The sequence below is a fragment of the Variovorax durovernensis genome, assembly GCF_977011995.1.
This window is the reverse complement of record NZ_CDRNCW010000001.1, coordinates 2,158,801-2,171,112: the sequence shown is the minus strand read 5'-3', so window position 1 is coordinate 2,171,112 and position 12,312 is coordinate 2,158,801. Positions and strand designations below refer to the sequence as shown.

Here is a 12,312-nt window from a genome sequence, read left to right as displayed (position 1 = left end):
CGAGACAACCTGAAAGCACCTAGAACAACGCGTCCCGCCCGACGCCGGAACGCGCCAACTGGCGGCGCATCTTGGCCAGCGCCTCGTTCTGGATCTGCCTGACACGCTCACGCGTAAGGCCGAGCCGGACGCTCAGAACCTCGAGGGTTTCGGGCTCGCGATCGTGCAGGCCATAGCGGCCCTCCAGCACCTCCCGCTCGCGCGCATCGAGCGCATGCACCCACTGGTCGAGCAGACGCTCGACTTCATGCGCGTGCGTGGTGCTGCTGGGACTGCTTTGTTCGTCGTCGGAGGCCACGGTGTCGGCCAGCGTGAAGCCGTCGTCGCCGCGCGCATCGCCCGCATCGAGCGAGCGCGGCGCCTCGGCCAAGGCCAACAGGTCGGCCACCGCCTGGACGTCACGCCCGAGCAGCGCGGCGATGTCTTCCACGCGCACGCCATCGGGTCGGCGAGCGAGGAACTCGGCGTCGCCTTCGAGCGTGCGCCGGGCACGCAGCACCTGCTGGAGTTCCCGCACCACATGCACCGGCAGGCGGATCGCCCGTGCCTGCGTCATGACGGCGCGCTCGACCGACTGGCGGATCCACCAGGTCGCGTAAGTAGAGAAGCGAAAGCCGCGTTCGGGCTCGAACTTGCTGATGGCATGCATCAGCCCGAGGTTGCCTTCTTCGATCAGGTCGGACATCGGCACGCCGCGCCCCAGATAGCCCTTGGCAATGCTCACGACGAGCCGCAGGTTGTGCTCGATCATCGACTGCCTCGCGGCAAAGTCGCCGGCCCGCGCGGCGCATGCGGCCTGGTATTCCTCGGCGGGAGTGAAGAGTTCTGTGCGACGAACCTGGCGCAGGTAGATGGTGAGGGCATCGGCGCCCTCACCGCCGATCAAATCGGCAGCCGCACCATTGGGCTGTGCGGCCGTGCCCTCTAGCGAGCGAAGGTCTTGCTCGGGTGGCTCGTCGGCATGGTCCGCGGAAGGCGGAAGCGCGCTGCCCTTGCCCGCCGACCCGCGCACGGGCGGCGTGCGGCGGGGGCGGGAGGCAGCCATGGCATCACCGGCCGGGCAGGTAACGCGAGGGATCGACGGGCTTGCCCTGGCGGCGGATCTCGAAGTGCAGCTTGACGCGATCGGAATCGCTGCTGCCCATTTCGGCGATCTTCTGGCCCTTCTGAACCGACTGGTCTTCCTTCACGAGCAGCGTCTGGTTGTGCGCATACGCGGTCAGGTAGGTGTTGTTGTGCTTCAGGATGATCAGGTTGCCGTAGCCGCGCAGGCCGGCACCGGCGTAGACCACGCGGCCATCAGCGGCGGCCAGCACCGGGTCGCCTGCCTTGCCGCTGATGTCGTAGCCCTTGTTCTTGGCCTCGTCGAAGCCTGCGATCAGCGAACCGCTCGCGGGCCAGATCCAGCCGAGGTCTTCGTCACCCGACGCACCGCTGCCCGGTCCTGCCGGAGATGCGGTGACGGGAGCCGGCGGCTTGCTTGCGCCGGTGGGAGGCGTGACCGGCGCGATGACGGGAGGCGGCGTCACGGGCTTGGTGACAGCACCTTCGGAACCGCTCGAAGTCGAAGGCGCTGCCGCGACGGAAGTACCCGGGCCGGTCGGGGGAATTACCCGCAGCACCTGGCCGACTTCGATCAGGTCGGGGTTGTCGATGTTGTTCCAGCGCACGATGTCCTGCCAGCGCTGCCCTGTCTCGATGCCGATGCGGCGAATCGTGTCGCCCGGACGCACTGCGTAGTACCCGGGCTTGCCGTAGTTTTCAATGCCGGCAAGCGGCTTGCCATTGGCGTCGGTGGTGATCGGTGGGCCGCCAGGAACCGTGCTGGGTGCCGGGGCGCGAGTCATGGTGCCGCGGTCTTCGACCGGTGCCGGCCCACGCGGCGTGGAACAGCCCGCGATCACGAGCACAAAAGCCAACGTGATGCCAGCGAACCAACTCCGATTGCCAATACCCTGCATTTGTTATTCCTTCAAGCAATCCCCGATTTTAGGGGGACAAAGTGGACCGCCTCAAGAATGAGCCGCTCCAACCCCCGCGGGGTCTTGTCAATGACGACAAGTGCTTGACCGCCGCTCGCGGAATGGGTCGGCGCCACGATGCGGCCACCTACCGCGAGTTGCGTGATCCAGGCTTCGGGCACCGCCTCGCCACCCGCCGCGGCAATGATGCCGGCGTACGGCGCGCCCTTGGCATAGCCGATCATTCCGTCGCCCAGCATGAGATGCACGGTGGCCAGCCGGAAGTGCCGCAGATTCGCGCGCGCGCGCTCATGCAGCCCGCGCAGGCGCTCGATGCTGTAGACCTCCGTGGCCACATGATCGAGCACAGCCGCCTGATAGCCGCAGCCGGTGCCGATCTCCAGCACGCGGCCCAGCTTGTCTTGCGGCTTGCCAACCAGCGCCGGCGCGCCGAGCAGCAACTCGATCATGCGAGCCACCACGCTGGGCTTGGAAATGGTCTGCCCCAATCCAATAGGCAGGCTCGTGTCTTCGTAGGCCTGGTTGACCAACGCGCTGTCGACGAAGCGATGCCGGTCCACGGCACCCATTGCACGCAGCACGCGCGGATCGGAAATGCCCTGCGCCGCTAGCTTCTGCACCATGCGTGCGCGCACCGCGTCCGAAGCCATCGAGGGCGTGGACGGCACCATGGGCTTGACCGGCGCGGCGGGCATGCGCCCGCGCGTGGCGGCCGAGGCTGTGGGTGTCAGTCGAACGGGGAAACTGGGCCGCTGCGTGGCCATGTCAGTTGCCGAGACGGGCCACCGTCTCGCGCCATTGGCCGAGGTTGGCGTGGTCGGTCAAGTCGATCTGCAACGGCGTCAGCGCAATGTGGCCCGCGGCGGTGGCGTGGAAGTCGGTGCCCTCGCCGCTGTCCTTGGCGCCACCCGCGCCGGCGATCCAGTACATGGTTTCGCCGCGCGGGCTGTCCTGCGTGATCACTTTCTCGGCCGCGTGGCGGCGGCCGAGGCGACAGACCTTGACCGGCTTGAGCTGATCGAACGGCAGGTTCGGCACATTCACGTTGAGCAGGAAAGGCGCATCGCCGAGCATGCGCTCGCGCTCGATCTGCTGCACCAGCCGGCGCGCCACCTGGCCGGCCGCATCCACGTGCGCCCAGCCCTTCTCGATCTGCGAGAAGGCGATGGCCGGGATACCGAAAAGATAGGCCTCCATCGCCGCGCCGACGGTGCCCGAATAGATGGTGTCGTCGCCCATGTTGGCACCGTTGTTGATGCCGGACACCACCAGATCGGGCCGGTAGTCGAGCAGGCCCTTGAGCGCGATATGCACGCAATCGGCCGGCGTGCCGGTCACGTAGCGAAAGCCGTTGTGCGCCTCGCGCACGTAGAGCGGAGCGGCCAGCGTGAGCGCGTTCGACTTGGCGCTGTTGTTGTGTTCGGGGGCCACCACCTCGACGTCGGCGATGTCCTTCAGCGCGTCGTGCAAAGCGACGATGCCCGGCGCCTGAAAGCCATCGTCGTTGGAAATAAGTATCTTCATGGTGTCCTGGATGCGCCAGATTGTAGGCGTCGGGTGCGTCGCAGCAGGGACAAGCCCGCCTTGCCGCGCCCCCTATCATCGCCCGCATTCATTGCCCTCACCCGACTCACACGAAGGAGACCCGAGCATGCACGCATGGCTTTGCGAAAACCCCACCGGCGTCGATGCGCTGACCTGGAAGGAACTGCCGACCCCGACCCCGGGCCCCGGCCAGGTGCTGATCGAGATCAAGGCGGCCAGCCTGAATTTCCCCGACCTGCTGATCGTGCAGAACAAATACCAGATGAAGCCGCCGCTGCCCTTCGTGCCGGGCTCCGAGTACGCAGGCGTCGTACAGGCGGTCGGCGAAGGCGTCACGCACCTCAAGGTCGGCCAGAACGTGGCCTGCCTGTCGGGTACCGGCGGTTTCGGCACCCACACGCTGGCACCCGCCGCGCTGTGCATGCCGCTGCCGGAAGGCTTCGGTCATGTCGATGCAGCCGCTTTCATCATGATCTACGCCACCTCCTGGCATGCGCTGATGGACCGCGCACAGCTCAAGGCCGGTGAAACCGTGCTGGTGCTCGGCGCCGCCGGCGGCGTGGGCACCGCGGCCATCCAGATTGCCAAGGCCGCGGGCGCCAAGGTCATTGCGGCCGCATCGACCGACGAGAAATGCGAACTCTGCCGCTCCATCGGCGCAGACGCGACGATCAACTACACCACGCACGCCCTGCCCAACGGTTTTCGCGATGCCATCAAGGCCGCTACCGACGGCAAAGGACCGGATGTCATTTATGACCCGGTCGGCGGTGATTTCGCGGAGCCGGCGTTTCGCTCGATCGGATGGCGCGGCCGCTATTTGGTGGTGGGTTTTGCATCCGGCCCCATTCCGTCGCTGCCATTGAATCTGACGCTCTTGAAAGGCGCCTCGCTGGTCGGCGTGTTCTGGGGCGATTTCGCCAAGCGCGAACCCAAGGCCAATGCGCAGATGATGGCCGAATTGGCCCAGTGGTACGGTCAGGGAAAGATCAAGCCGGTGATCGACAGCACGATGCCGATGGCGGAATTGAAGGCCGCCTATGCCCACATGGGCTCGCGCGGCGTCAAAGGCAAACTCGTGATGGTCAACTGAACGCGCTGCTGCGCGTCAACCCCAATAAAAAAGCCCGCATCCGCGGGCTTTTTTATTGGGCAGCTGCCTGCCACCGAATGCGCAGGCACTTACTTGATCTCGTAATCGGAAAGCGACTTGCCGGCAGCCAATGCTTCCGTCACCCAACGCGGCTTGCGGCCACGGCCACCAGACCAGGTTTCACCCGTCGGGCCACGGTATTTGGCGACGGCCTTTGCCGGAGCGGCACCAGCGCTGCGTTTTGCAGTGACGGCGCGGCCGGTCAGTTTCAGGTCAGAAGCCGTCAACCCATATTCGGCAATCTTCTTGCGCAACTCTTCGATCACGCCAGCGCGTTCCTGGTTGCGCAGGTCTTCAGCCTGCTTGCGCAATTGCGCAATCTGCTCGTCGTGCTTCTTGATCTGGGAATTGATATCTGCGAGGGTCGAAGCCATTGTTGGACTCCTGAAATTGAAAACGAGCGGATTTTAATTCAATTTACATTTGTCACGCACGCGCCTCTCGATCAAAAAACCTGCAGTTCATTGCTTTAATGCAACAACTCGCAACGTAACGGTGCGCCAGCCCAGGATGGGATATGCGAATCAGAAGAGGAAAAGAGAGTTGGCGTGCCGTAGAAAACGGGGCCGGAAATGACAACGCCGGAGCAAGTCCGGCGGTGTAATCCTTTGGCGGCTATTGAGCAATAGCGCAAAGGAGATATTTTTGGGGTGGCTGATGGGACTCGAACCCACGACGACCAGAATCACAATCTGGGACTCTACCAGCTGAGCTACAGCCACCGCAGAGCCTCAGATTGTAGCGTTAAAAATCGTCGTTTTGACGATTGAGATCAACTCGATTGCTCGAAAGTCACATTCGTGCATCTCAACCCGCCGCCAGCGGACCTGCGGAAGGCACGCTTTCCTCGATCTTGATGGAGCCGTCGGGCCGCTCGCAGGTGCCGATCAGCAGGCCGCTGGCGATGGCGCGCGCGCGCAGGGCTTCGAAAACCTCTTCCCGGCCGGGCGTACCGGAGAACTCGGGCGCCTGGCTCAACGCGAACACCTGGAATGCATAGCGATGCTTTCCGTGCCCCGGCGGCGGATCGGGCGGCAACCACATCGCCTGCAATGCCGAATTGCGCCCGACATGCAGGCCGGCGCCATCGTTGCCCGGGCTGGGTATGGCAGCTTCGGCAAGGGAGCCGCTCTCAGGCGGCAAGCCGACGACGATGGCATGCACCAGCGGGTTCGGCGTCGGCGAATCTGCGTCCTCCACGATCAGCAACAGCGCCGCAGTGCCTGCAGGCAGATCCGTCCATTGCAGAGGTGGCGACACGCCCTCCCCGTCAGCCGTGTACCGCGCAGGTATTGGCGCATGGTCTACGAACGCGATGCTCGTCACCGCAATGGAGGCCATGCCCTCCCGCATTCCGAGCGCATTGAAGACGATGTTGTCCAACCCCGCGCGAACACCCTGCAGCGCGTGACCAATGACATCAGGCAATTTTTCCAGCATCCGACGGGTATACCGCCGCGCGGAGTCGCCTCTTGTAGGACGCCACGCGCCCTAGGCGTCGCGGCGATCCATATGGCTCCGCTATCATGAATGCGAGCCGCGCAGACCGCTTGGCTTTCGTCACTTCCACTTCACCGCAAAAGGAATTTTTTCATGAGCATCGTCTGGACTATTCTGATCGGGTTCGTCGTGGGTCTGGTGGCACGCGCCGTCAAGCCAGGGGACGATTCCGCAGGCTTCATCATCACCACGATCATTGGCGTTGCCGGTTCACTGATCGCAACCTACGTCGGCCAGGCGATGGGCTGGTACATCGCCGGACAGGGTGCCGGCTTCATCGCTTCCGTGCTGGGCGCAATCGTGCTGCTGATTCTTTACGGCCTGATCAAGCGCAAGAGCTGATGCCGCCGCGGGCACCCCGCAAACCACGCGCAAAGCACCACGTCTATGTGGTCGAACTCGACGACCGCGTCTGGAACAACGGCCGCTTTCGTCGCGCCAACCCCGACTACCGACTCGGCAAGCCTTTCGTCTATGTCGGCATGACGGGGCTGGACCCCGACATCCGCTTCGACAAGCACAAGGCCGGCATCCAGGCCAACAGCTTCGTCCAGGAATTCGGCCTGCGCCTGCTGCCCGCGCTCTACGAGCGCTACAACCCGATGCCGTATGAGGACGCCCGCTCGATGGAAGTCGAACTCGGCATCATGCTGCGCAAGGCCGGCTACGGCGTATGGCAGGCCTGAGCCAGCCAGCGCACCACGACCACGCACTCAGGCGTAAGTCACCCAGTCTTCGTAAGCCGGACCGTCCAGGTGCGGCAGCGTGTTGTAGGTCACGAGCATGTGCCGCTTCGGGGTGAACGCGAATTCCGTGACCGAAGTGTTGCGGATGCGCAGGTTGAGTTCGATCGTGGTTTCGGCACTCGTCCCCAGCACATGGCCGACGGCGGTGCTGATCGGACCGCCGCTGGACACAACCAGCACTTTCGCGCCGTGATGCTTGTCGCGCACATGGTCGAGTGCCGTGGTCACGCCCGCCAGGAAGTCGACATAGCTCGGCATGCCTGCAGGCTCGGTCTTGCCCTGCATCCAGGCACCCAATCCTTCGCGCAGCAAGCGGAAGTGATGACGGTACATCTCGGGTGAATCGGGCTTCTCCAGCTTGCCTTCATGGATCGTGGCGATCACAGCCTCGCTGTCGTACTCGTTGAGTCCGGGCCACGGCAGCACGTCGTCGCGCGAAAGGCCCAGCCCTTTGGCGATGCCTTCCCAGGTCTGGCGATGGCGCTTGAGCGTGCCGGTGATCACCGCATCGAAAGCCATGCCGCGCTCGCGCCAGTATTCGCCGAGCCGAACGGATTGCCGATGCCCGAGTTCGCTCAGGTTGTCATAGTCGGCGGCACCAAAACTGGCTTGCCCGTGGCGCACGAGATAGAGGGTTCCCATGTGCGGGATTCTGGCAAGAAGCGTGGTCGCCGCTTGTCCCTAGTGCGACCAAAACGAAAAAGCCCGAGCCATTGGCTCGGGCTGTGTCTTGCGTTGCGAAGACTCTTGCGGGTCAGCGACCGGCTGCTGCTGCGCCAGGCAGCGGGTCCGCCGGCTTGGGCACCAGGATCTGGGCCTTGTAGCGGTCCTTCAGCATGTTGTAGTACGCGGCATCTTCCGCAGCGGCCACCGACTGGCCGACCTGCGTCTGCTCCTGCTTCGCGAGCTCGGCAGGCGGCGGCGTGCGCGGGACGACCTTGTTCACGCGAACCACGGCATAGCCTTGCGCGCCCAGGTCCACGCCGACCAGGGTCGGCAGTTTGGCGGCGTCGGCACGCAGCGCGGCGTCGATCACCGGCAGCGGTTGCGATGCCGCATCGCGGCGCGAGACGGTCATGGCCGCGCCGAAGGTCGCGCCGTCGGCCTTGGCCGTCCACGCGGCGAGCTTTGCTTCGCCTTCTGTCTTGGCCAGCACGGCGGCGCGCTCATTGACGAGCTGCGCGCGGATCTTGTCCTTGACCTCGGCCAGCGGCACCGGATGCGCCGGCGTGTACGTCGTCACGCGGCCCGATGCGAGTTGGCTCGAGCCGACCTCGATCGCCTCGGTGTTCTGCTTGCGTTGGAGCGAATCCGGGGCGAACAGCGCATTCAGGAAGTTGCGGCTGGCCAGCGGGCCGGTGGCACCAGGCACGGGTGTGCGCGCCACGTTGCTGGCCGTCTGGATCGTGAGCTTCAGCTTCTCGGCCGCGGGCTTGAGGCTGTCGGGCGTCTGGTACACGGCATCGGTGAAGGTCTCGGCGGCCTTCGCGAACTCTTGAGTGGCCTGCTGCGAGCGCACTTCGTTCTCGATGGTCGCACGCACCTGTTCGAACGGCGGCACCACGGCCGGCTTGATGTCGGTCAGGTGAATGATGTGATAGCCGAACTCGGTTTCGATCACGTTGCTGATCTCGCCCTTCTTCAGCGAGAACATCGCGTCTTCGAACGGCTTGACCATCGCGCCCTTGGTGACGAAGTCGAGGTCGCCGCCCTTCTCCGCCGAGCCCGGGTCTTGCGAATTCTTGCGCGCCACGTCGGCGAACGTGTTCGGCGCCTTCTTCACTTCGGCCAGCAGTTCTTCCGCCTTGGCCTTGGCCTTTGCGCGATCGGCTGCGGGCATGCTCGACGGCGCGGTGATCAGGATGTGGCTCGCGCGGCGTTCTTCCTTCGTGCCGAAACGCCCGGAGTTCTGGTCGTAGTAGGACTTGAGATCGGCCTCGCTGACGTTGATGTTCTTCTTGGCCGCTTCGAGGTCGAGCACCAGGTACTCGATGTTGGCCTGCTCCGGCGCCTGGAACTGCGCCGAGTGGTCCTTGTAGTAGGCCTCGATGTCGGCGTCGCTCACCGTCACCTTCGAGGCGAATGCCTCGGGGCCGAAGCGCGCAACCTGGATTTCGCGGCTGTCGTAGAACGCGTTGATCGTGGTGGCGGCCAGTGCCGGCGGCGTGAAGGCCGAGCCCGAAATGCCCAGCATCACCTGCTGCGTTGCCATGTCCGCACGCACGGAGGCTTCGTACTGTTCGGGCGTGCGGCCCGTCACGCGCTGGAAGGTCTCGCGGTCGAACTTGCCATCGGGCGTGCGGAACGAGGCCAGGCCGGGGTCTTGCGCGAAGATGCGCGAGAGGCGGTCTTCCGACACAGTCATGTTCGCCTTGGAAGCTGCTGCCGCCAGCACGCGGTCGCGCACCATGCGCTCCAGGGTGGCGTAGCGCAGCGCATCGGACTCAAGCAGCGTCGGGTCGACGTTGGGAGACTGCTGGCGGATGCGGTCCGTTTCGACGCGATGCTGCTGATCCCACTCGGGGCGAGTGATGTCGTGCCCTTCGATGCGCGCAACCTTCTCGTCCCCGCCGAACCCCTGGTAGCGTTCGACCCCGAAGAACACGAACGAGGGAATGATCAGCAAGAACAAGAAAATCATCACGATCTTGGTGTGCTTGCGGAAGGCTTCAAACATGCTTGAACACTCTTTTTCGACGGCTGTCGGACGGCAATAAAAAAGGCGAACTTGCGGTTCGCCTTTGCATCTGGTGGTGGTGGGTGCTGAGGGGCTCGAACCCCCGACCTACGCCTTGTAAGGGCGCCGCTCTACCAACTGAGCTAAGCACCCCACCGGAATTTATTCTCCGAGTCTAACGCCTTAGTTCAGCGCGTCTTTCAGCGCCTTGCCTGGACGGAACTTCGGGATCTTGGCGGCCTTGATTTTAATCGCGTCGCCGGTGCGGGGATTTCGGCCCGTGCGGGCAGCGCGTTTACCTACTGCGAAAGTGCCGAAACCGACGAGCGAAACAGAACCGCCCTTCTTGAGCGTGGTACGAATGGCGCCGATCGTGGATTCGAGCGCGCGGGTCGCTGCGGCTTTGGAGATGTCGGCGTTCTTTGCGATGTGCTCAATCAGTTCGGTCTTGTTCACAAGGGCCCCTTGTAGAAAAAAAGTTGGTCGGCTTTCGTCAGCTGCGACCTGGCCGCGGTGTGTGCGACTCAAGAACCTGGCAGGCCTGACGCCTCGGCAGCGCACTGCCAGCGAGGATTACAACCACTGGTCTGCAGGGTGTCAATAAGACACGGCGCCTTGCCGATCAGCGGAGCGCGCGATTTTAGGGGCCTTTCGTGAACTCCTTTTCCCGTGCGGCTCAAAGCGCCTCGGCGATGGCTTTGCCAAGGTCCGCGGTGCTCGCCTTCCCACCGATATCCGGGGTGCGCGGTGCTCCGCTTTGGGGCGCGAGCACCTTCTCGATGGTCGACAGGATGGCATCGTGCGCCTGCTTGTGGCCCAGGAACTCCAGCATCATCGCGCCGCACCAGATCTGCCCGATGGGGTTGGCGATGCCCTTGCCCGCGATGTCGGGTGCCGAGCCGTGCACCGGCTCGAACAGCGACGGCGTGGTGCGCTCGGGGTTGAGGTTGGCGCTCGGCGCGATGCCGATGGTGCCGGTGCAGGCCGGGCCCAGGTCGGACAGGATGTCGCCGAAGAGATTGCTCGCCACCACCACGTCGAAGAAGTCGGGCCGCTGAACGAAGTGTGCGGTGAGGATGTCGATGTGGAACTTGTCGAGCGTCACGCCCGGATAGTTCTTGCCCATCTCGGCCACGCGCTCGTCCCAGTAGGGCATGGTGATCGAGATGCCGTTCGACTTGGTGGCGCTGGTCAGGTGCTTCTTGGGGCGCGACTGCGCAAGCTCGAAGGCGAACTTCAGCACGCGGTCGACACCCACGCGCGACATCACGGTTTCCTGCACCACGATCTCGCGCGGCGTGCCCTGGTACATGCGACCGCCGATGCTGGAGTATTCGCCCTCGGTGTTCTCGCGCACGATGTACATGTCGATCTCGCCCGGCTCGCGCGGCGTGCCGTCGCGCCGCACCACCGGCGCGATGATGCCGGGCATCAGGCGCGCCGGGCGCAGATTGATGTACTGGTCGAACTCGCGGCGGAACATCAGCAGCGAGCCCCACAGCGACACGTGGTCGGGAATCTTCTCGGGCCAGCCGACCGCGCCGAAGAAGATGGCGTCATGTCCGCCGATCTGGTCCTTCCAGTTGTCGGGCAGCATCTGGCCGTGCTTCTCGTAGTAGTCCCAGCTCGAGAAGTCGAAGTGGTCGAACTTCAGGTCGATGCCGAATTTGGTGGCCGCCGCCTCGAGCACGCGCAGGCCCTCGGGCGTGGTTTCCTTGCCGATGCCGTCGCCGGCGATGACTGCGATTCTCTGGGTGCTCATGATGTGGCTCCTGCTTGTTGGGGAAGGGAAAAGAATTCGAGCGCCTCGGCCAGCAATGCGTCGGGCGCCTCTTCGGGAACGTAGTGGCCGCAAGGCAGGGCACGGCCCGATACCTCGGCCGCGCGCTCGCGCCAAAGCGCCAGCACGTCGAAGGCCTTGCCGACCGCGCCGTGCTCGCCCCACAGCACGCGCAACGGCTGCGCAAGGCGTTGCCCGGCTGCGATGTCGGCACGGTCATGGACGAGGTCGATCGTTGCGGAGGCGCGGTAGTCCTCGCAGATGGATTCGGCCGTACCCGCGATGCCGGCGCAGCGCTCGTACTCCGCGAGCACCTCGGGCGCGAACGGCGCCAGGCCCGCATGCCGCCCGCCCATCACGCTGCGCACGTAGCGCACCGGGTCGGAGGCGATCAGTGCTTCAGGCAGCGGCGGCGGCTGGATCAGGAAGAACCAGTGCCAATATGCCTTGGCGAACGCTTCGGAGGTCTGCTCGTACATGGCGAGCGTGGGCGCGATGTCGAGCAGCAGCATGCGCTCGACCGCCGCCGGATGGTCCGCCGCAAGCCGGTGCGCCACGCGCGCGCCGCGGTCATGCGCGAGCACGCCGAAGCGCTCGAAGCCGTGGTGCCGCATGGCGGCGAGCGCGTCGAGCGCCATCTCGCGCTTGCTGTAGACCCGGTGCTCGGCATCGGCGGCCGGCCGGCCCGAATCGCCGTAGCCGCGCAGGTCCAGTGCAACCACGGTGAAGCGCTCGGCCAGCGCCGGTGCCACGCGGTGCCAGATCACATGCGTCTGCGGATGACCGTGCAACAGCAGCAGCGGCGCACCCTGCCCGCCGATGCGGCCATGGATGCGCACGCCGTCGCGCGCGATGTCGAAAGTGGGGAAGGAGAGGAACGGGTTCGTCACGTCGGCGATTGTGGGTTGCACCCTTGCCGCCATCAAGCA

At 64.8% G+C, this 12,312-nt stretch carries 14 protein-coding genes and 2 tRNA genes; 3 read left to right on the top strand and 13 right to left on the bottom strand.

Annotated elements, in window-relative coordinates; genetic code table 11:
* Window positions 1–19: 19 nt before the first annotated feature.
* From ACWV14_RS10325 to surE, 4 genes are read right to left on the bottom strand one after another with little or no spacing between them, the layout of a single operon-like run.
* The gene (locus tag ACWV14_RS10325; RefSeq protein WP_454906946.1) at window positions 20–1,045 is read right to left on the bottom strand and encodes a sigma-70 family RNA polymerase sigma factor; all 1,026 of its coding nucleotides are present in this window, start codon (window positions 1,043–1,045) and stop codon (window positions 20–22) included.
* Window positions 1,046–1,049: 4 nt separating this feature from the next.
* Complete coding sequence (locus ACWV14_RS10320; RefSeq protein WP_454906948.1) at window positions 1,050–1,961, bottom strand: peptidoglycan DD-metalloendopeptidase family protein; 912 nt, start codon at window positions 1,959–1,961, stop codon at window positions 1,050–1,052.
* Between the two features lie 11 nt (window positions 1,962–1,972).
* Entirely contained in the window at window positions 1,973–2,746 is a 774-nt protein-coding gene (locus ACWV14_RS10315) for a protein-L-isoaspartate(D-aspartate) O-methyltransferase (RefSeq protein ID WP_454906950.1), read from the bottom strand.
* Between the two features lies 1 nt (window position 2,747).
* The gene (gene surE / locus ACWV14_RS10310; RefSeq protein ID WP_454906952.1) at window positions 2,748–3,506 is read right to left on the bottom strand and encodes a 5'/3'-nucleotidase SurE; all 759 of its coding nucleotides are present in this window, start codon (window positions 3,504–3,506) and stop codon (window positions 2,748–2,750) included.
* A gap of 127 nt (window positions 3,507–3,633) precedes the next feature.
* Between surE and ACWV14_RS10305 the strand changes: the two genes are divergently transcribed.
* Window positions 3,634–4,620 (top strand): NADPH:quinone oxidoreductase family protein, encoded by a 987-nt coding sequence (locus ACWV14_RS10305; protein ID WP_422089157.1) that lies wholly within the window; start codon window positions 3,634–3,636, stop codon window positions 4,618–4,620.
* 89 nt (window positions 4,621–4,709) lie between these two features.
* On the opposite strand, the gene ACWV14_RS10300 is transcribed toward ACWV14_RS10305, so the two are convergent.
* From ACWV14_RS10300 to ACWV14_RS10290, 3 genes are all read right to left on the bottom strand, one after another.
* Window positions 4,710–5,054, bottom strand: coding sequence for an H-NS histone family protein (locus ACWV14_RS10300; RefSeq protein ID WP_422085796.1), 345 nt, complete (start codon window positions 5,052–5,054; stop codon window positions 4,710–4,712).
* A 272-nt stretch (window positions 5,055–5,326) separates the two neighbouring features.
* Window positions 5,327–5,402, bottom strand: a tRNA-His gene (locus ACWV14_RS10295).
* Window positions 5,403–5,487: 85 nt separating this feature from the next.
* A complete protein-coding gene (locus tag ACWV14_RS10290) occupies window positions 5,488–6,120 on the bottom strand; it encodes a YbhB/YbcL family Raf kinase inhibitor-like protein (protein WP_454906954.1) in 633 nt (210 codons plus the stop codon).
* Between the two features lie 153 nt (window positions 6,121–6,273).
* On the opposite strand from ACWV14_RS10290, the gene ACWV14_RS10285 reads away from it, so the two are divergent.
* Both ACWV14_RS10285 and ACWV14_RS10280 read left to right on the top strand, forming a co-directional pair.
* Window positions 6,274–6,522 carry a GlsB/YeaQ/YmgE family stress response membrane protein gene (locus ACWV14_RS10285; protein WP_081268666.1) on the top strand — a complete coding sequence of 83 codons (249 nt, stop codon included), beginning with the start codon at window positions 6,274–6,276 and terminating at the stop codon, window positions 6,520–6,522.
* Window positions 6,522–6,866: a hypothetical protein gene (locus tag ACWV14_RS10280; protein WP_454906956.1), complete on the top strand. Its 345-nt coding sequence runs from the start codon at window positions 6,522–6,524 to the stop codon at window positions 6,864–6,866. The genes ACWV14_RS10285 and ACWV14_RS10280 overlap by 1 nt, the downstream gene beginning before the upstream one ends.
* Window positions 6,867–6,893: 27 nt before the next feature.
* On the opposite strand, the gene ACWV14_RS10275 is transcribed toward ACWV14_RS10280, so the two are convergent.
* From ACWV14_RS10275 to ACWV14_RS10250, 6 genes are all read right to left on the bottom strand, one after another.
* Complete coding sequence (locus ACWV14_RS10275; RefSeq protein ID WP_454906958.1) at window positions 6,894–7,568, bottom strand: histidine phosphatase family protein; 675 nt, start codon at window positions 7,566–7,568, stop codon at window positions 6,894–6,896.
* Window positions 7,569–7,680: 112 nt separating this feature from the next.
* Window positions 7,681–9,603 (bottom strand): SurA N-terminal domain-containing protein, encoded by a 1,923-nt coding sequence (locus tag ACWV14_RS10270; protein WP_454906960.1) that lies wholly within the window; start codon window positions 9,601–9,603, stop codon window positions 7,681–7,683.
* 77 nt (window positions 9,604–9,680) lie between these two features.
* Window positions 9,681–9,756: transfer RNA gene (locus ACWV14_RS10265), tRNA-Val, on the bottom strand.
* A 30-nt stretch (window positions 9,757–9,786) separates the two neighbouring features.
* Window positions 9,787–10,059: an HU family DNA-binding protein gene (locus ACWV14_RS10260; protein ID WP_007830705.1), complete on the bottom strand. Its 273-nt coding sequence runs from the start codon at window positions 10,057–10,059 to the stop codon at window positions 9,787–9,789.
* A 220-nt stretch (window positions 10,060–10,279) separates the two neighbouring features.
* Complete coding sequence (locus ACWV14_RS10255) at window positions 10,280–11,365, bottom strand: tartrate dehydrogenase (RefSeq protein WP_454906962.1); 1,086 nt, start codon at window positions 11,363–11,365, stop codon at window positions 10,280–10,282.
* Window positions 11,362–12,306, bottom strand: a complete 945-nt coding sequence (locus ACWV14_RS10250; RefSeq protein ID WP_454906964.1) for an alpha/beta fold hydrolase — start codon at window positions 12,304–12,306, stop codon at window positions 11,362–11,364. The genes ACWV14_RS10255 and ACWV14_RS10250 overlap by 4 nt, the downstream gene beginning before the upstream one ends.
* Window positions 12,307–12,312: the final 6 nt, after the last annotated feature.